The 19,163-nt window shown below is 74.5% G+C and carries 12 protein-coding genes; 5 read left to right on the top strand and 7 right to left on the bottom strand.

Going from position 1 to position 19,163, the window contains the following annotated elements; translation table 11 throughout:
* Positions 1-51: 51 nt before the first annotated feature.
* Positions 52-1,548, top strand: a complete 1,497-nt coding sequence (locus ABZ621_RS00655) for a SpoIIE family protein phosphatase (RefSeq protein ID WP_360599182.1) — start codon at positions 52-54, stop codon at positions 1,546-1,548.
* 109 nt (positions 1,549-1,657) lie between these two features.
* Here ABZ621_RS00655 and ABZ621_RS00650 read toward each other — a convergent pair whose 3' ends face one another.
* On the bottom strand, positions 1,658-3,148 hold the full coding sequence (locus ABZ621_RS00650) for a hypothetical protein (RefSeq protein ID WP_189946317.1): 1,491 nt from the start codon (positions 3,146-3,148) through the stop codon (positions 1,658-1,660).
* A gap of 233 nt (positions 3,149-3,381) precedes the next feature.
* On the opposite strand from ABZ621_RS00650, the gene ABZ621_RS00645 reads away from it, so the two are divergent.
* The 3 genes from ABZ621_RS00645 (at position 3,382) to ABZ621_RS00635 (ending at position 9,165) form a co-directional block, all read left to right on the top strand.
* Positions 3,382-4,518 (top strand): aminoglycoside phosphotransferase family protein, encoded by a 1,137-nt coding sequence (locus tag ABZ621_RS00645; protein WP_360599180.1) that lies wholly within the window; start codon positions 3,382-3,384, stop codon positions 4,516-4,518.
* A gap of 297 nt (positions 4,519-4,815) precedes the next feature.
* Positions 4,816-6,765 (top strand): peptidoglycan recognition family protein, encoded by a 1,950-nt coding sequence (locus ABZ621_RS00640; RefSeq protein ID WP_360599178.1) that lies wholly within the window; start codon positions 4,816-4,818, stop codon positions 6,763-6,765.
* Between the two features lie 159 nt (positions 6,766-6,924).
* Positions 6,925-9,165 (top strand): germacradienol/geosmin synthase, encoded by a 2,241-nt coding sequence (locus ABZ621_RS00635; protein WP_360599176.1) that lies wholly within the window; start codon positions 6,925-6,927, stop codon positions 9,163-9,165.
* A 55-nt stretch (positions 9,166-9,220) separates the two neighbouring features.
* Here ABZ621_RS00635 and ABZ621_RS00630 read toward each other — a convergent pair whose 3' ends face one another.
* The 3 genes from ABZ621_RS00630 to ABZ621_RS00620 form a co-directional block, all read right to left on the bottom strand.
* Positions 9,221-9,586, bottom strand: a complete 366-nt coding sequence (locus tag ABZ621_RS00630; protein ID WP_360599174.1) for an RNA-binding S4 domain-containing protein — start codon at positions 9,584-9,586, stop codon at positions 9,221-9,223.
* 19 nt (positions 9,587-9,605) lie between these two features.
* On the bottom strand, positions 9,606-10,103 hold the full coding sequence (locus ABZ621_RS00625) for a hypothetical protein (protein ID WP_030494979.1): 498 nt from the start codon (positions 10,101-10,103) through the stop codon (positions 9,606-9,608).
* Between the two features lie 67 nt (positions 10,104-10,170).
* Positions 10,171-12,966 carry an AAA family ATPase gene (locus tag ABZ621_RS00620; RefSeq protein ID WP_360599885.1) on the bottom strand — a complete coding sequence of 932 codons (2,796 nt, stop codon included), beginning with the start codon at positions 12,964-12,966 and terminating at the stop codon, positions 10,171-10,173.
* 551 nt (positions 12,967-13,517) lie between these two features.
* Here ABZ621_RS00620 and ABZ621_RS00615 point away from each other — a divergent pair.
* Positions 13,518-15,776 carry an alpha-N-acetylglucosaminidase gene (locus tag ABZ621_RS00615; protein WP_360599172.1) on the top strand — a complete coding sequence of 753 codons (2,259 nt, stop codon included), beginning with the start codon at positions 13,518-13,520 and terminating at the stop codon, positions 15,774-15,776.
* Between the two features lie 85 nt (positions 15,777-15,861).
* Here the strand turns inward: ABZ621_RS00615 and ABZ621_RS00610 are convergent, their stop codons facing one another.
* Genes ABZ621_RS00610 through ABZ621_RS00600 form a run of 3 tightly spaced genes read right to left on the bottom strand, consistent with a single transcriptional unit; the run spans position 15,862 to position 19,054 of the window.
* Positions 15,862-17,028: a thiolase domain-containing protein gene (locus tag ABZ621_RS00610; RefSeq protein ID WP_360599171.1), complete on the bottom strand. Its 1,167-nt coding sequence runs from the start codon at positions 17,026-17,028 to the stop codon at positions 15,862-15,864.
* A complete protein-coding gene (locus ABZ621_RS00605; RefSeq protein ID WP_360599169.1) occupies positions 17,025-18,080 on the bottom strand; it encodes a thiolase domain-containing protein in 1,056 nt (351 codons plus the stop codon). The genes ABZ621_RS00610 and ABZ621_RS00605 overlap by 4 nt, the downstream gene beginning before the upstream one ends.
* Positions 18,077-19,054 (bottom strand): OB-fold domain-containing protein, encoded by a 978-nt coding sequence (locus tag ABZ621_RS00600; RefSeq protein ID WP_360599167.1) that lies wholly within the window; start codon positions 19,052-19,054, stop codon positions 18,077-18,079. Before ABZ621_RS00600 ends, ABZ621_RS00605 begins: the two co-directional genes overlap by 4 nt.
* Positions 19,055-19,163: the final 109 nt, after the last annotated feature.

Raw genomic sequence — 19,163 nt, 5'->3', positions numbered from 1 at the left:
CCCTGGCCCTGTTTCCATTCGGGCCGCGCCGCGCCTGTATCGGAGTACGACATGCCGTCCCCACTCTTCGCGGATCGTCCCGCCCAGCCTCCCGAGCCGGGTGCGGTGGACGCGCTGATCTCGCAGACGAGCCGTCTGCGCGGCGAGGTCGACGCCGTCCGCCGGGACGCCGCAGCTCACGACGACGACCCCCGGCAGCGCTGGCAGCGCGCGCTCTGCGATCTGGCGATGCATCAACTCGACGACCTGAGCGCCCAGTTCGGACAGTTGCGCGACGGCGCACCGGCGGTGACCCTGCCGACGGCCGACCCGGCGGACCTGCCGCCCGTGGACGACGACGCCTCCGTCTTCGACGACTCGTTCACGAGCGACGCCGGCGCCGCCTACGGCGAGGCCCCGACCTCCACCGGCTCGCTCCTCACCCGCGTCGGCAGCGCCGAGTGGAACCTCCTCACCGACGAGGTCAGCTGGTCCGACGAGTTGTTCCAGATCTTCGGACGCGCGCGCGAGCGGGGTCCCATGTCGCTGGACGAGATGCCGACGATGGTGCTCCCCGAGGACCAGCCGCGGCTCCAGGCCATGGTGACGGACTGTCTGATCGACGGGAAGCCGATCGACGGCGAGTTCCGCATCGTCCGTACCGACGCCGCCGTCCGCACCGTGCACATGACCGGCGAGCCGGTGCTGGACGCCGACGGCTGCACCGCCTCCATGTGGGCCGTCCTCCGGGACGTCAGCGAACTGCGGCGCAGCGAGCGGGCCGTCCGGGAGAGCCGGGACAGCCTGGAGGACAGCCGCCGCGCCGAGCGCACCGAGCGGCGGGTCGCGGTCGAGCTCCAGGAGGCGGTCCTCCCGCCCTGGCGCGGCTCGCTCCGCTTCGCCCACGACGGCCCCGCCCCGCTCGACGTCGCCGGGCACTACCTCCCGGCCGCCTCCACCGACCTGATCGGCGGCGACTGGTACGACGCGCTGACCCTGCCCTCGGGCGACGCCCTCCTCACCGTCGGCGACCTCACCGGCCACGGCGTGGCGGCGACGTCCTCGATGGCGATGCTGCTCGGCGCGCTGCGCGGCATGGCCGTGGCCGGCATCCGGCCCGGCGCCCTGATGGGCCACCTGAACCAGCTCCTGGACAGCTCGGGCCAGCCCGCCCTCGGCAGCGCCATGTGCTGCCGCTACGACCCGGTGGCGCAGACCCTCGCCTGGGCGCAGGCCGGACACCCCGCCCCGCTGCTGTTCCGCGGCGGGACGGGCCGTCCGCTGCGCCGCCCGGAGGGCGTCCTCCTGGGGGCGACGCCGAGGGTCGCGTACGAGGAGACCGAGACCCGGCTCCTCCCCGGCGACGTGCTCGTGCTCCACACCGACGGACTGACCCGGACCCCGGGCGCCGTCGGCGACGAGGCCGGTCTCGCCCGGCTGCTCGCCCTCGCCCCCCGGTTCGGGGAGGCCCGCGACGCGCAGGAGTGCCTGCGGTCCGTCCTGGAGGAGTTCGGCGAGGAGGCCCGTGAGGACGACGCCTGCCTGATGGTCGTCCGCGTCGGTTCCTGACGACCGGTCCGCCCGGAGCCCGATCCGGGTGTGCCCTCGTATCCGTGCCGGTACGCGTGCGGCGACGCGCGTGTGCGCGCGTGGTGCCGCGCGGGGTCCCGCCCCGCCCTCAGATCCGGCCCGTTCTCGGGGCCTCCGGCGAGCGCGGCAGCTCGACCTCCAGCTCGGCACGCAGGTCCTCGATCTTCGAGTAGCCCGCGTACTGGCCGGTGAGCCGGTACATCTCGCGCAGCCGGTGCCAGGTGCGGTGCGAGGAGGTCTCGCCCATGGAGATGAGGGCGAGCCGGGCGTAGCGGTCGGCCTGCTCGGGGTCGTCGGCGATGAAGCAGGCCGAGGCCATCGAGATGCGGTCGAAGAGCTTGGAGCGGTCGTGTCCGTCGCGCCGCAGGTCCAGGGCCAGCTTCGCGTGGTGCTGGGCGGTGACGGCCGCCGCCGGGTCGTGCTCGGCGAGGGTGCGGTAGGCGAGGGCCTGCATGCCGTGCATGTCGGCCTCGTCGAAGCTCTGCATCCAGCCCGGCGTCTCCTCGTTCCGGTCGGAGACGAAGAGTTCCTCGGCCTCGCCGAGGGTGCGGCGCATCGCCTGCCCCCGGCCCATCGACGCCTGCGCCCACGCCTCGATGGTGTGGAACATCGCCTGGGTGCGCGGCAACAGCCGTTCCCCCGCACCGGACTTGGCCAGCTCCATCAGGTCGAGGGCGTCGTCGGGGCGGCCCAGGTGCACCATCTGCCGGGCGGCGCGGGAGAGGGCCTCGCCGGCGCGCGGCCGGTCGCCGCTCTCGCGGGCCGCGTGGGCGGCGATGAGGAAGTACCGCTGGGCGGTGGGTTCGAGACCCACGTCGTGGGACATCCAGCCCGCCAGGACGGCGAGGTTGGCGGCCACGTCCCAGAGCCGGCGCTGGAGGTGGTCGGCGTGACGGTAGGCGAGCATGCCGCCGACCTCGTTGAGCTGGCCGACCACGGCCTTGCGCTGGAGTCCGCCGCCCCGGGAGGCGTCCCAGGCACGGAAGATCTTGACCGACTGTTCCAGCGCCTCGATCTCCTCGGAGCCGATGGGAGCGGCCTCGTAGCGGTCGAAACCGGCGGGGTCGGCGTGGTACGGATCGGTGGCGCGGGGGGCCGCGGCGGGGCGGGACGGCTCGGTCCTGAGCCAGTCGTTCAGGGAGCTGTTGAGTGCGGAGCCGGCGGTGAGCGCGATACCCGCGCCCATCAGGCCGCGTCGGTTGAGCATGAGGTCCATTCCCGTGAATTCGGTGAGGACCGCAGCCGTACGGTCGGGAGCCCAGGGCATTCCGTCAGGGTTCTCGTCCTTGTTCCTGACGGCCTGCCGCGTTCCGGCACGCCCGCGTCGTACGAACCCGAGGTCCTCGATGGTCACGACACGACCGAGTCGCTCGGTGAACAGGGCGGCCAGCACCCGGGGTACGGGATCGCGCGGGGTCTCGCCCTTGTCGATCCAGCGCCGTACCCGCGAGGTGTCGGTCGACAGCTGGGGGTGGCCCATGGCCGCCGCCTGCCTGTTGACCAGTCTCGCGAGTTCGCCCTTGGACCAGCCGGCGAGGCCGAAGAGGTCCGCCAGGCGGGTGTTGGTCTGTCCTGTCACGTCTAAGCCCCCAGGTTCTCGGCTGAGTTGACAGTAGCCCGCTGTCATAGGGCTGGCGACTATTCGCCATGGTTCGCCAGGGTGCGCTCGATGTTCCGCCACCCGCGCGCGGGTGTCAGGTAGGTATGCGCCACCCCGCCCCGTCGACCGGCCCTCATTCCCCAGGGTGCGGACCGGGGGCGGGCGGGGCGACGCACGCGATTCGTCGGCACACGAAGGGATCTGTCACCTCCATGTACACAGCATCGTCCTCCGTGTCCGCCCCGCCCCGGCCGGGGACCCGCCTGGCGCCGGCCGGCGCCGGACCGTACCTCGCCCCCGCGCAGCGGGCCGTGCGTCCACGGTCCTGGGCGGCCGGGACCGGTACCGGACCCGGTGCCCGGGTCAGCGGCAGGATCGACCTCTCCGGTCCGCAGGGGGCGCAGCTGAAGGTCGCCATCGCCTCGGTGCAGCGGATCTGCCCGGAGTTCAATCCGGTGCAGGTGCTGCGCCGCAGCGGCCGGTCGGTCCTGATCGTCGGGACCACCGGACGCATGACGGCGGTGGCGAAGTGTTTACTGGACCACTCCCCCGCGTGGGTCGAGCGGTTCCAGCACGAAATAGCTTCCTACCGTTCCTTCGTACGCCACCGTCCCCCGGTACGGGTGCCGCGGCTGGTCGCGGCGGACCCGGAGAACGGCGTCCTGGTGATCGAGCGGATGCCCGGGCGGGCCGCGGCCCTCTCGCGCCACCCCGTGGAGGCCCCGCCGCGGGCCGACGTGCGGGCGGCGCTCGGGGCGATCGCCCGGCTGAACGCCTGGCGGCCGCCGGCCGGCACCTTCGACGCGCCGCTGGACTACGGCGCGCGCATCGCCCGCTACCACGAGCTGGGGCTGTTCACCGACCGCGACCGCGACGACCTGCAGACGCTGCTGCACGGTCTGGCGCACGCCGGCGGCCGGCAGGGCATGGGGCAGTTCTGCCACGGTGACGCCCTGCTCTCCAACATCCTCCTCTCCCCCGCCGGTCCGGTCCTCGTGGACTGGGAGCACGCCGGCTGGTACCTCCCCGGATACGACCTGGCGACGCTCTGGACGGTGCTCGGTGACGCGCCGCTGGCGCGCCGGCAGATCAGCCAGATGGCACAGCAGCAGGGCCCGGCCGCCCGGGACGCCTTCCTGGTGAACCTGATGCTGGTGCTGACGCGGGAGATCCGTACGTACGAGACGGCCGTGCAGCGGACCATCAAGGAGGCCCCGCCGGCGGGTTCGGTGCCGATGGGCTCGGGGGCGCTGGCCCCCGGGGAGGAACAGCGGCTGCTGCTGAGGCGGCTGCACGACGACTGCGCCATGGCACGGCGGGCCGTGCGCGCGGCGGTGGGGACGCGCTGAGCGTCCCCACCGCGAGACGGGGGTGTGCGCCGCGCACCCGGTGCCGACACACCGGGAGTGCGGCGCTTCGCCGTGTCCGGGGCGGGTTCCCCGCACACTCATTGGTCGAGACCACCGACGCGCCGCCGGTGGGCGGGCCGACAGCGCGAAAGTCGCCCCGATGAGCCCACACGACCGCGCTGACGTGGGAACTCGCCTTCGGTGACGGGTGATTGACGGATGCTCCGGGAGCCGCTACCCCTGTACGGGTTCGGTTCCCGCACGCCCCCGCGTCACCCCCCGCCCCTGGAGGCTGCCTTGCTCCGTTCCGCGTCCCGAGGCCGCGCGCTCGCGCTCGCCGGGTCCGCCGCCCTGCTCCTTCCCCTCCTGTCGGGCGCGCCACCGGCCGGTGCCGACGCGCCGGTGGCGGACTCGCTGCAGCGCCAGTTCGCGGCGGCGGCCGAGCGCCACGGCGTGCCGGAGGGCGTGCTGCTGGCCGTCTCGTACCTCCAGTCGCGCTGGGACGGGCACGCCGGCGCGCCCAGTGTGACCGGCGGCTACGGGCCGATGCACCTCACCGACACGGCGACCGCGCTGGCCCGTGCCGTACCGCACCACTCGGCGGACGGCGAGGACGCGCGCGGCGACGGGTCCCGGCCCGCCCGCGCCGGAGCCGAGACCGCCCTGCCGACGCCGGAGGAGCTGCCCGCGCGGCTGCGGACCCTGGAGCGGGCCTCGGCGCTCTCCGGGATCCCGGCGGAGGAGCTGCGGACCTCGACGGCGGCGAACATCGAGGGCGGCGCGGCCCTGCTGGCGGCGGCCCAGCGGGAGGCCGGTCTCGCGCCGAGCGCCGATCCGGCCGACTGGTACGCGGCGGTGGCGCGGTACTCGGGCGCCGACGACGCGGCCACGGCGGCGGCGTACGCGAACGACGTCTTCGACGTGCTCAGGACCGGCGAGACACGGGTCACGGACAGCGGGCAGCGGGTCGCGCTCGCGGCCGCGCCCGGGGTCGTTCCGGAGACGGGCCCGCTGGCGGCGCTCGGGCTGCGCGCGCCGGCACGGGGCCCGGTGGAGTGCCCGACGACGGTGGCGTGCGAGTGGATCCCGGCGCCGTACGAGGAGTTCGGCGACGGCGACTACGGCAACCACGACAAGGCGGACCGGCCGGTCTCGCAGAAGATCGACTACATCGTGGTCCACGACACCGAGGCGACCTGGGACGTCACCCTGAAGCTGGTGCAGGACCCGACGTACGTCTCCTGGCAGTACTCGCTCCGCTCCTCGGACGGCCACATCGCCCAGCACCTGCCGCTGAAGGACGTCGGCTGGCACGCCGGGAACTGGTACGTGAACGCCAAGTCGGTGGGCCTGGAGCACGAGGGCTTCCTGACGGCCCCGGACTCCTGGTACACGGAGGCGATGTACCGGTCCTCGGCGCGGCTCGTGCGGTACCTGGCGAAGCGGTACGACATCCCGCTCGACCGGCAGCACGTCATCGGGCACGACAACGTGCCGGGCACGGTGACCTCGTCGATCCGGGGCATGCACACCGACCCTGGACCGTACTGGGACTGGGCGCACTACTTCCGGCTGCTCGGGCGGCCGCTGACGCCGAGCGCGGGCCCGGCGGCGGGCGTGGTGACGATCCGCCCGGAGTACGGCGAGAACCGGCCGGTGTACACGGGGTGCGCGGTGGCCGGGGAGGCGTGCGCGCCGCACGGCAGCGGCGCCGTGCGCCTGCACACCGCGCCGAGCGCCGACGCGCCCCTGGTGAAGGACATCGGGCTGCGGCCCGGCGGGCAGGACTCCACGACCGGCGTCAACGACACGGGGGCGCGGGCGACGACGGGGCAGAGCTACGCGGTGGCGGAGCGCCGCGGCGACTGGACGGCGGTCTGGTACCTGGGGCAGAAGGCGTGGTTCCACAACCCGGAGGCGGCGCCGACGGCGGTGGACGTGCGCGGGCGGGTGCTGACGCCGCGGGACGGGCTCGCGGAGGTGCCGGTGTACGGGCGGGCCTATCCGGAGGCGTCGGCGTATCCGGCGGGGGTTCCGGTGCAGGCGGTGTCGCCGCTGCCGTACCGGCTGCTCGCGGGGCAGCGATACGTGGTGGGCGGCAAGACACCCGGGGAGTACTACTACGCACCGGTGTTCGACAGTAGCGGGCACCGGGTGGTGCGCGGCCAGGAGGAGTACTACCAGATCCAGTTCGGCCATCGGATCGCCTTCGTGCGCGCCGCTGACGTGCGCGTTTCGCAGAGCTGAGCAGGTTTGGCCGAAAGGCGTGGGGTGGCGTCGGAGTACCCCTCCGGCGCCACCCCTTCCTGCGCTCATATGACTATTCCTGACCCGGGGTTCGGCGGCCGGGGCAGGGGTAAGGCTGGGCCGGAACAGCACCCCGCCACCGGAAAGGCCCGCCCGCACATGCCTCAGCCCTTCGTCATGCCGGATTTCTATGTCCCGTATCCGGCGCGCCTCAACGCCCATGTGGAGGCCGCCCGGACACACACCCGGGACTGGGCGCGCGCCATGGGCATGCTGGAGGGCTCGGGGGTCTGGGAGACGGCCGACCTCGACGCGCACGACTACGCGCTGCTCTGCGCCTACACCCACCCCGACTGCGACGAGGACGCGCTGAACCTCGTCACCGACTGGTACACGTGGGTCTTCTTCTTCGACGACCACTTCCTGGAGGTCTTCAAGCGCACCCAGGACCGGGCGGCCGGCAAGGAGTACCTCGACCGGCTCCCCCGCTTCATGCCGGCCGACCCGGCGACCGCCATGCCCGAGCCCGTCAACCCCGTCGAGGCGGGCCTCGCCGACCTGTGGCGGCGCACCGTCCCCGCCATGTCCGACGGCTGGCGCCGGCGGTTCGCCGAGGCCACCGAGGCCCTCCTCTACGAGTCCCTGTGGGAGCTCGACAACATCAACGACGGCCGGATCGCCAACCCCCTCGAATACATCGAGATGCGGCGCAAGGTCGGCGGCGCCCCCTGGTCCGCCGGGCTCGTCGAGTACGCCGCCGGGGCCGAGGTCCCCGACCGGGTCGCCCGCTCCCGGCCCCTGCGGGTGCTGCGCGACTCCTTCTCGGACGCCGTCCACCTGCGCAACGACCTCTTCTCGTACCAGCGCGAGGTCGAGGACGAGGGCGAGAACAGCAACGGCGTGCTCGTCCTGGAGCACTTCCTCGGCTGCTCCACCCAGGAGGCCGCCGAGGCCGTCAACGACCTGCTGACCTCCCGGGTCCAGCAGTTCGAGAACACCGCGCTCACCGAAGTGCCCGCGCTGGCCGTCCAGGAGGGGCTCACGCCGCTGGAGTGCGCGGCGATCGGCGCGTACACCAAGGGGCTCCAGGACTGGCAGTCGGGCGGGCACGAGTGGCACATGCGCTCCAGCCGGTACATGAACGAGGGCATGGTGGACGGCGCCGCCGCCCCGGCCTCCGGCGCGCTCGGCACCGGGGTCTTCGACATCCGCGGCCTGTTCGGCGGCCGGCCCGCCGAGGCACGGCTGCGGAGCCTCACCCACACGCCCCACCGGCCCGTCGGCCCGCTCCCGCTGCCCGACTTCGAGCTCCCCTACCCGCTGTCCCTCAGCCCGCACCACCAGGAGGCCAAGCGGCGCTCCGAGGACTGGGCCGAGGAGATGGGGCTGCTCGACGACATCTGGGACCGGCGCCTGCTGGAGGGCTTCGACCTGGCCCTCTGCTCGGCGGGCATCGACCCGGACGCCACCCTGGAGGAGCTGGAGCTCAGCACCCTCTGGCTGACCTGGGGCACCTACGCCGACGACTACTACCCGCTGGTCTTCGGCCGCACCCGCGACCTGGCCGGGGCGCGGGCGCAGACCGCCCGGCTGAAGGCGTGCCTGCCGGTGGACGACCCCGCCTCCGCCCGGGAGTTCGCCGGGAACCCGATGGAGCGCGCGCTGGCGGACGTCTGGGCGCGGACCGCCGGGGGGATGGGGCAGGAGGCCCGGTCCGAGCTGTGGACCGCGCTCGACCTCATGCTGGAGAGCTGGATGTGGGAGCTGCACAACCAGGCGCAGCACCGCGTGCCCGACCCGGTCGACTACGTGGAGATGCGCCGCAGCACCTTCGGCTCCGAACTCACGCTGCTGATGGGCAGGTTGCGCAAGAGCGACGTCCTGCCGGAAGCGCTGCACCGCTCGGGCACGGTCCGCAGCCTGGAGAGCGCGCTGGCGGACTACGGAGCGCTGGTCAACGACCTCTTCTCGTACCAGAAGGAGGTCGAGGTGGAGGGCGAGCTGCACAACGGGGTGCTCGTCGTGGAGAAGTTCCTCGACGTCGACCGCGACACGGCCGCCCGCCTGGTCCACGAGCTGATGCGCGACCGGCTGCGCCAGTACGAACACCTGAAGCGGCGTGAAGTCCCGCTGATGTACGCCCACTTCGAGCTGGACGCCGAAGGCCGGGCGGCGTTCGAGGCGCGGCTGCGGGAGCTGGAGGACTGGCTCGCGGGCGTCCTCCACTGGCACCGCAGCGTGCGACGGTACGGCCCCGGTGACGTCCACGCGGGCGCCGGGACCCCGCTCCTGCGCGACCGCACCTCCGCCACCGCCGCGGAGCCGGACTGGACCGTGCCGCGCGGCCTCGGCACCACGGCGGCCCGCGCGGCGACCGCCTTCGCCGGCGCCCCGTCCTGACACGGGTGAGGGCCGCCCCGGACGCTCCGGGGCGGCCCTCGGGCCGGGTCCAGGCCTAGGGCCGGCGGCCGCGCAGGTCGTCGAGTTCGCGGCGCTCGCGCTTGGTGGGGCGGCCCGCGCCGCGGTCGCGGACCGCGGCGAGGGCGACGTGCTCGCGCGGCGGCGGGGGCGGGCTGTTGTCCACGTACGCCTCGGCGGCGACCGGCGGGCCGACCCGCTTGGTCAGCGGCTCCTTGACCTCGACGATCCGCTCGCGGCCCGCCACGAACACCCGGACCTCGTCGCCCGGCTTGACGGCCTGCGCGGGCTTGGCCCGCTCGCCGTTGACCTTGACGTGCCCGGCCCGGCAGGCCGCGGCGGCCTGGGAGCGGGTCTTGGTGAGCCGGACCGCCCAGATCCAGGCGTCGACGCGTGCGCTCATCGGCCCCCGCCCTCCCCGCTCAGCCCTGCTGGAACAGCTCGGCGGGCAGCGGCTTGAGCAGCGCGTAGAGGTCGTCGGTGATCGGCCGGTCCCAACTGGCGATCGTCACCAGGACGTTGTCGCTGCGGTCGAACTGGACGCAGGAGATGCGGCTCTCGGAGAGCTTGAGGCGGCGCACGATGAGGAGGTTGTCGCCCTGCATGACGGGGACGTCCTCGGTGTCGAGCACCTCGACCGGCTCGTCGTTCTCCAGGGCGGCGAGGAGCTGGGCGACCTCGAAGGGGATCTGGCCCTCGGCGAGCTCCCGGGCCGGGGAGCCCTCGGGGAGGTTGCCGATGATCATCGCGGGGCCGCGGCCGCCGAAGAGGTCGTAGCGCAGGAAGACACCCTGGCAGGAACCGTCGGGAGCGGGCAGCAGGCCCGCGCCGAGATTGCCGGGCCAGTCCCCCGGATCCATGGCCAGGACATCGAAGTCCGGACCGGCGGGAGTGGCGCTGCGACGGCGGAGGAAGGACATACGGCCATGGTACGTGCCCGGGCGCGCGGTGCGGCGCCGGGCTCCTCCGTCCCGGCGCCGCGGGGGCTCAGTCGGCCGGGTCCGCCGCCTTGGGCTTCTCCGCCTCCGTGCGGGGCGCGCCGGTGTCGCCGAAGGCGTGGGCGAGGCCGGAGCGGTCGGTGCCCAGCTTGCGGTAGACGGCGGACAGCAGCCGGGCGGCCGCGGTGGCGTCGATGCCGAGGGTGGCGGCCGGGTCCAGGCCGCGGACGCTGGCCCGTGCGGCGGCCCGCTCACGCGCGGTGAGCGAGTGGCCGTCGGCGGTGTGCAGGGCGCGCGGGCGCAGTCCGGCGGCGGCCAGCTCGGCCCTGGCCTCGTCGACCAGACCGTCGGCGCCGCAGTCCTGCGCGGTCTCAAGCCCTCGGTACAGATGGTCGGCGGCTTCGGCGTGGCGTTCGGTCCTGCGGAGCGCCGCGCCGAGGGCGACCAGGGAGCGGGCCAGCTCGTACGCGGCCGGGGACTGGTCGAGCCAGTCGACGGACTCCTCCAGGAGCTTGATCCGCTCGGCGCCGTCGGCGACCTCGGCGGTCACCCGGAGCGCCTGGCCGATCGCGGAGGGCGCGCCGTACTGGCGGGCGCGGGCGACGGCGCTCTCGGCGGTGGCGAGCGCCCTGGCCGGGGAGCCCGTGGCGGCCTCGGCGAGGGCGAGGTACAGCTGCCAGGGGCTGCACGAGGGGTTGCGCTTGCCGCGCGGCTCCAGGCGGCGCCCGATGTCGGCGAGCGCCGCGGCGGCCTCCTCGGCGCGGCCGGTGGCGAGCAGCAGCTCGGCGTGGACGGTCTCGCAGTCGGGGATGGTGACGGTGGCCGGGAACGGCTCGCCGAAGTCGTGGTCGCGGGCGACCCGCTCGGCCTCCTCCGTACGGCCGCGGGCCAGCAGCACCTCGATCATGACGCCGGTGGCGTACCAGAGGGCGGGGGTGCGGGGGCCGACGCGCTCGGCGAGGCGGAGTCCGGCGCGGGCGAAGTCCTCGGCCTCCATGAGCCGGCCGCGGCGGAAGCGGATGTAGCCCAGGAGGGTGTACGCGAAGGAGAGGTGGGCGCCGCGCCAGCCCTGCTTCTCGAACTCGGCGGTGCCGGCGGCGAAGAGCTCCTCGGCGCGGCCGGGCCGGTCGGCGTACAGGTGGGTGAGGGCGACGAGGACCGGGACCTCGAAGCCGCGGCTCTCGTCGGCCCAGCTCAGGCCGCCTTCGAGGGCGCGCTCGGCGTGCCGGAGGGCGACGGCGGCGGGTTCGGCGCGCAGGGTGGCGTCCCAGGCGCGGAGGCCGATGATGTACCGCTCGGTGAGGTCGCGGCCGGTGAGCCGGTCGGCGAGGGTCGCGAGGCGGCGGGAGCGGGCCGGCGACTCGGGTTCGTCGGAGCGGAGCGCGTCCCACATGAACCGCTCGGCCTGCATGCGGAGGCGGCTGCGCGGGTCGGTGGTCTGCCGGGTCTCGTGTTCCAGCAGCTCGGAGGCCTCGACGAGGCGGTCGCTGTGGGCGAGGACCTGCGAGAGGCGGTAGACGATGCCGTGCCGCAGGGCCTCGTCGGAGATGGGCTCCTCCAGGGCGGCGCGGAGTTGGTTGACCGTGGTGGCGGGCTCGGTGAGGAGCGAGGCGGAGCTGAGCTCGAAGAGGACGGCGGCGCGCGCGTCGGCGGTGGGAGGCTCGCGCAGGGCGCGGGCCAGCTGGCGGCGGGCCGCGTCGGGGGCGCCCGCGCGGAGGTTCTCGCGGGCGGCGGCGCGCAGCTGGGTGACGACCCAGGCGTCGCCCTCGGGGTGGGTCTCCAGGAGGTGGCGGGCCGCGGCAGCCGGGCCGTGTCCGGCGTCGATGACGCACCAGGCGGCCTGGCCGTGGAAGGCGACCCGGATGGCGTCGGGAATGGCGCGGTAGATGGTGCTCGCGACGAGCGGGTGGACGAATTCGAGCGTGCCGTCAGCGGTGCCGGTGTCGGCGAGGACCCGGGCCTCGCGGAGCCGTTCGGCGCAGTCGGCGACCGCCTCGTCGCCCAGGCCGGCGAGGGCGCCGGCGAGCGAGGGCGAGATCTCGGTGCCGAGGACGGCGCAGGCCCAGGCGAGCCGCATGGTGGCGGTGCCGAGGCGTTCGATGCGGTTGACGAGGCCGCTGCCCTTGAGGGCGGCGGCGAGGTCGCGGAGCTCGTGGGCGCCGTCGGCGGTGGGGTCGAGGCCCCGGTCGCGGACCTTGGCGGCCAGTTCTACGGTCTCGAAGGGGTTGCCGGAGGTGACGGTCCAGAAGTCGCGGCAGAACGCGTCGTCGGCGTGGGCGCCGACGCGGTCCCGGACGAGGCGGGCGACGGCGTCGGCGGTGAGGGGCGCCAGGCCGTGCGGGCGCTGTCCGGAGCGGTGGCCGGTGAACTCGGCGCCTTCCTCGGGCAGTTCGTCGGGCCGGTAGGCGACGACGAGGAGCATGGGGAGGTCGTCGGCGCGCGGGGCGAAGGAGGCGAGCCAGCCGAGGGACTCGGGGTCGGCCCAGTGGGCGTCGTCGAGGACGACGACGAGCGGGGCGCGCCGGACGGCGAGGTGGGTGAGGACCCAGTCGAGGCCGTCGCGCAGGCCCTGGGGGTCGGGCGGGGAGCCCGCGGTGGCGGCCCGCAGTCCGAGGGCGGGGCCGACGATGTCGTACCAGGAGCCGAGCCGTTCGCGGAGCTCGGCGTCGGAGGCGTGGGCGAGCTGGGGCTGGAGGAGCTGGCGGGCGACGTGGAAGGCGACCCGCTGTTCCTGGTCGCCGCCGCGGGCGGAGAGGACGGTGCAGCCGCGGGAGACGGCGCGGCGGCGGATCTCGGCGAGGAGGGTGGTCTTGCCGAGTCCGGCGGGCGCCGCGTAGACGAGCACGCCGCCCTGGGCGGCGGGTGGTTCGGCGGGGCGCGGGGCGTCGGGGGCCGAGCGGGCGGAGTGGAGGGGGACGACGCGGGAGTCGCGCGGGGCGGGCACGTGCACGGGCGGGGACGGGGGCTCGTCCGGCGCGAGGCCGGTGAGGAGGTCGAGCGCCTCCTCGGCGGCTTCGAGCGCGGCCTCGCGTTCGAAGAGGCCGAAGCCCTGGCGGGCCGCCCTGCCGTCCTGTCGTGCCACGTTCCACCCCCACACAAGGGGCGCACGCCCGGCGCACGGTCGGGGCGCCGGGGCGATCACCCCACGAAAGGTCCAGCGTACGCCGGAACGGGCCCCGTGTAACGGCATTCTCCCAAGCAGTTCGGGTGGTCTTCGGCCCCCTGGGGTTCCCGAAGGCTCCGCAGGTCGGGGCGTGTTCGACGGACAGATGTGCGAAGTCGGGTGCGGGGTGCGGGAGGCGTGTCGTCCTTGACCGTGGTCCTCGCGCGGACTCCTCTATGACAGACGGTCAGATCATGATCGTCGCACGGTCCTGATGAGGGGATGAGCCGAACATGAGACTTCCCAATTCCCGCGCGCGGTCGTGGGCCGCCCGCTCGGTGTGTTCCCTCGCCCTGTGCGCCGCCACACTGACCGCCCTGCCTGCCGCGACGCCCGCCGCCGCCGGGCCCGTCTCCGCGGAACCGGCGGTCCCGGCGGCCGGCGCGGCGGCCGCCGCGCCGTTCTCGGTGAGCGCGGCGCGGGCGGCGCTGACACGGCTGCTGCCCCGGCACGCGCGCCAGTTCGAACTGGCCCTGACCCCGCGGTCCTCCTCCGGCGACCGCTTCACCGTCTCGGGGTCGACGGGGCGGATCGTCGTCACGGGCAGCACGCCGGCGGTGCTGCTGCGCGGGGTGCACTGGTACCTCTCGTACACGGTGGGCGTGGACCTCGGCGCGCCCGGGGACAGCGTCTCGGCGCTGCCGGACCGGCTGCCGGGCCCCGCCGGCACGATCAGCCGGTCGGCGTCGGTGCCGCACCGCTTCGCCCTCAACGACACGGACGACGGCTACTCGGGGGCGTACCGGGACTGGGACGCGTACGAACGGCAGATCGACCTCCTCGCCCTCCACGGGGTGAACGAGGTGTTCGTCCAGATGGGCGCGGAGGCCGCGTACCACGCGGCCTTCCAGGAGTTCGGGTACACGGCCGCCGAACTGCGGGAGTGGATCCCGGGCCCGGCGCACCAGCCGTGGTGGCTGATGCAGAACATGGCCTCCTTCGGCGGCCCGGTGAGCGAGCAGCTGATCGCCCGCCGGGCGGCGCTCGGCAAGCGGATCGTCGGCCGGCTGCGGGAGCTGGGCATGACGCCGGTGCTTCCGGGGTACTTCGGCACGGTGCCGCCGGGCTTCACGGAGCGCAACCCGACGGGCCGGGTGGTGCCGCAGGGCCGGTGGATCGGCTTCGCCCGGCCGGACTGGCTCGATCCGCGCGGCCCGCTCTTCGCGCGCGTCGCCTCGTCCTTCTACCGGCACCAGGCGCGGCTGCTCGGCACCAGCACGATGTACAAGATGGACCTGCTGCACGAGGGCGGGAACGCCGGGGACGTGCCGGTCGGCGAGGCCGCCGCGAAGGTCCTGGAGACCCTGGACGACGCCCGGCGCGGCGCCACGTGGGTGCTGCTCGGCTGGCAGCGCAACCCCAAGGCCGAACTGCTCGCCGGCGTCGACACCTCACGGCTGCTCGTCGTGGACGGGCTCTCCGACCGGTACGACGGCCTGGACCGGGAGACCGCCTGGTCCGGGACGCCGTACGCCTACGGCACCATCCCCAACTTCGGCGGGCACACCACGATCGGCGCCAACACCTCGGTGTGGACGGACCGGTTCGAGGCGTGGCGGACCAAGCGGGACAGCGCGCTCCAGGGCATCGCCTTCCTCCCCGAGGCGACCGCCGCCAACCCGGTGGCCTTCACCCTCTTCACCGAACTGGCCTGGCGGGACGCCCCGGTGGACCACGCCGGCTGGTTCGCCCAGTACGCCGCCCGCCGGTACGGCGCCCCCGACCCGCACGCCGCCAAGGCGTGGGAGTGGCTGCGGCAGGGCCCGTACGGCACGAAGGCGAACGGCTGGAGCGAGTCCCAGGACAGTCTCTTCACGGCCCGGCCGAGCCTCACCGTGCGGACCTCGGCCTCCTGGGGCCCGAAGTCGATGCGGTACGACGCGGCGACCGTCGAGCGGGCACTGACCGAGCTGCTGCAGGTGGCGCCGGAGTTGCGGACCACCGACGCGTACCGCTTCGACCTGGTCGACACCGCCCGGCAGGCGCTCACCAACCGCAGCCGGGTGCTGCTGCCCCGGATCAAGGCCGCGTACGAGGCGAAGGACCTGGCCGCGTTCCGGGCGCGGGCGGCGGAGTGGCGGGCGTCCATGACGCTGCTCGACGCGGTCCTCGCCACCGACCGGCGGTTCCTGCTCGGCCCGTGGCTGGAGGACGCCCGCTCGTGGGCGCGCTCGGACCAGGAGCGGGCCGTCCTGGAGTTCGACGCCCGCTCGCTGATCACGACCTGGGGCCACCGGGCGGGCAGCGAGGCCGGACTGCACGACTACGCCAACCGCGAGTGGTCGGGCCTCGTCTCGGGCTTCTACGCGCCCCGCTGGTCGGCCTACCTGGACTCGCTGGAGACCGCCCTGGTCACCGGGCGGGCCCCGGCCGCGATCGACTGGTTCGCCTGGGAGAACGCCTGGAACCTGCGGCGGGACTCCTACCCGATGACCCCGAAGGGCGACCCGGTGACCCTGGCGACACAGGTACGGGACGCCCTGCGCGCCTGACGGCCCGGACGGCCCGGACGGCCCGGACGGCCCGGACGGCCCGGACGGCCCGGAGCCTTCGGGCCGCCCTGACCGCCGGCCGCCCTCAGCCGGCCGGCGGCTCGGCGCCCACCAGCCACATGGCGAAGAACTGGGCGCCGCCGCCGTAGGCGTGGCCGAGGGCCCTGCGGGCGCCGTCCACCTGGTGCTCACCGGCCTCCCCCCGTACCTGGAGGGCGGCCTCGGCGAAGCGGATCATGCCGGAGGCGCCGATCGGGTTGGTGGAGAGGACGCCGCCGGAGGGGTTCACGGGCAGGTCGCCGTCGAGTTCGGTGACGCCGGACTCGGTGAGCTTCCAGCCCTCGCCCTCGGCGGCGAAGCCGAGGTTCTCCAGCCACATCGGCTCGTACCAGGAGAACGGCACGTACATCTCGACGGCGTCGATCTGCCGGCGCGGGTCGGTGATCCCCGCCTGCCGGTAGACGTCGGCTGCGCAGTCGCGGCCCGCCCGCGGCGAGACGAAGTCCTTGCCGGCGAAGAGGGTCGGCTCGCTGCGCATGGCCCCGCCGTGCACCCAGGCGGCGGGGCGCGGCGCCCGGTCCGCGCCCGCCCGGTCGGTGAGGACCATGGCGCAGGCGCCGTCGGAGGACGGGCAGGTCTCCGAGTACCGGATGGGGTCCCACAGCATGGGCGAGGCCTGCACCTTCTCCAGGGTGAGGTCGTGCTCGTGGAGGTGGGCGTAGGGGTTCTTCAGCGCGTTGCGGCGGTCCTTGTACGCGACGAGGGAGCCGATCGTGTCGGGGGCGCCGGTGCGCCGCATGTAGGCGCGGACGTGCGGGGCGAAGAAACCGCCCGCACCCGCGAGGAGGGGCTGCTGGAACGGCACGGGCAGCGAGAGCCCCCACATGGCGTTCGACTCGGACTGCTTCTCGAAGGCGAGGGTGAGGACGGTCCGGTGGACGCGGGCGGCGACGAGGTTGGCGGCGACGAGGGCGGTGGAGCCGCCGACGGACCCCGCGGTGTGGACGCGGAGCATCGGCTTGCCGACGGCGCCGAGGGCGTCGGCGAGGTACAGCTCCGGCATCATGACGCCCTCGAAGAAGTCGGGCGCCTTCCCGATGACGACGGCGTCGACGTCCGCCCAGGTCAGCTCGGCGTCGGCGAGGGCCCGCACGGCGGCCTCGCGGACGAGTCCCGCGAGGGAGACGTCGTGGCGGGCGGCGACGTGCTTGGTCTGGCCGACGCCGACGATCGCGACGGGCTCCTTGCTCATCGGGGGTCCCCTTCCAGGACGGCGACCAGGTTCTGCTGGAGGCAGGGCCCTGAGGTGGCGTGGGCGAGGGCACGGTCGGACTCCCCGCGGTGGATGCGGGCGGCGGCCTCGCCGAGCCGGACGAGTCCCGCGGCCATCATGGGGTTGGCGGCGAGCGCGCCGCCGGACGGGTTGACCGTCACGCTGTCGTCGAGACCCAGGGCCCTGCGCAGGACGACCTCCTGCGCGGTGAAGGGCGCGTGGAGTTCGGCGGTGTCCACGGGCCGTTCGAAGACGCCGGCGCGTTCGGCGGCGAGGCGGGTGGACGGCGAGTCGGTGAGGTCGCGGACGCCGGGGGAATGCGCCTCGATGCGGTGGTCCATGCCGCGGATCCAGGCGGGCCGCGCGCACAGCTCGCGGGCCCGGTCGCCGACGGCGAGGACGACGGCGGCGGCCCCGTCCCCCACCGGCGGGCAGTCGCCCGTGCGCAGCGGCCGGACGACGTACTCGCCCTGCGGGCGGGCGCCGGGCAGCTGGGCGTGCGGGTTCGCCCGCGCGTCCTCCCTGCTGCGGGCGGCGATCGCGGCGAGCGCCGGCTCGTCGGTGTGCCCGGCGTCGACGAGGGCCTGCGCCTGGAGCGCGGCGAGGGCGACGGAGTCCGGCCAGAGCGGCGCCAGGTAGTACGGATCGAGCTGCCGGCTCAGCACGTCCCGGACGGACCCGGGCGAGGACTTCCCGTAGGAGTACACGAGCGCGGTGTCGGCCTCGCCGGTCAGCAGCTTCACCCACGCCTCGTAGAGGGCCCAGGCGCCGTCCGCCTCGACGTGCGACTCGGAGATCGGCGGCCAGGCGCCGACGCCGTCGAGGGCCATGGTGAAGGAGAAGGCCCGGCCGGCCAGGTAGTCGGAGGAGCCGGAGCAGGTGAAGCCGATGTCGGCGGCCTTCAGCCCGGTCTGCCGCCGCACCTCGTGCAGCACCGGCATCACCATCTCGACCTCGGACAGGTCGTCCGTGCGCCGCCGGTGGTCGCTCTGGGCGAACGCGACGATCGCCACCTCTCGGTCCGGCGTCACAGCAGCTCCTTGTACGTGTCGTAGTCGGCGTCGGGCTCGCCGGTGGGCCGGTAGTGGTCGGGATACCGCCCGTCCTCGCTCCACACGGGCTCCACCCGCAGCCCCATCCGGACCTGGTCGTACGGGATCCCGCCGATCCGCCCGTGCAGGGCGAGACCCGCGCCGTCGAGGGCGATGTGGGCGTAGACGTACGGGACTTCGATGTCCAGGCTCTTCGCCTTGATGTTGACGATGCAGAAGGTGGTGACGGTGCCGCGGGGACCGACCTCCACCTGATCGGTGGTCGCGATCCCACAGGTCGGGCAGGCGCCGCGGGGCGGGACGTACACCTTGGCGCAGGAGGGGCAGCGCTCGCCGACCGTACGGCGCTCGGCGAGCGCGTGGAGGTAGCGGGTCTGGGCGCGGCCCGGGCTGTAGGTGTAGTCGAGACGGGCGGGGGCGACGACGCCCGTGACGGCGCCCCCTTCGAACTCCCCGCCGTGCGGGGCGGGTTGGCCCCCTTCCCCCTCCCCCTCGTACGCCTCGAAGCAGGCGATGTCCGTGATGGCGCCGGTCCGCTCGGCGGCCCAGCGGATCCGCACCCGCATGCCGGTGTGGACGGCGTCCGGGCCGGGGGCGTCGAGGACGTGCAGGAGCGCCGTGTCGGCGCCGTCGAGCCGCACGAGGACCCAGGCGAACGGCGTACCGAGCGGCTGCCCGCGCCTCGGCTCGTGGTTCCACGCCCAGGTGGTGACGGTCCCGGTCGGCTCCACCTCGACGAGCTCCCGCAGCTCGGCGGCGCTCTCCGGGTCGTACTCGACGGGCGGCACGAGCACCCCACCCGCCTCGGTACGCACCCCGAGCACGGTGCGCTCGCGCAGCCCGGTGAGGAACGCGGACTGGACGGGCCCGAGGGACCGCGTGAACGGAAACTCGACGACGAGGGGGGCGCGGAGGGGGTCGGGGGGCGAGGGGGGTGGAGGGGAGAGAGTCATGGGCGGACCTTTCTGTGGGCGGGGGGGGGTGGGGCTGTGCTGGGCGGGGGGCCGGGGGGGACGGGGCAGGGAGGTGGGAGCGGGAGGCGGAGGTGGGAGCCGGAGCGTG

This window comes from Streptomyces sp. NPDC007863 (assembly GCF_040633895.1).
In the GTDB taxonomy this organism is placed as follows: Bacteria; Actinomycetota; Actinomycetes; order Streptomycetales; family Streptomycetaceae; genus Streptomyces.
Note: the sequence above shows the minus strand (reverse complement) of the source record. Positions and strands in the feature narration are given on the sequence as shown.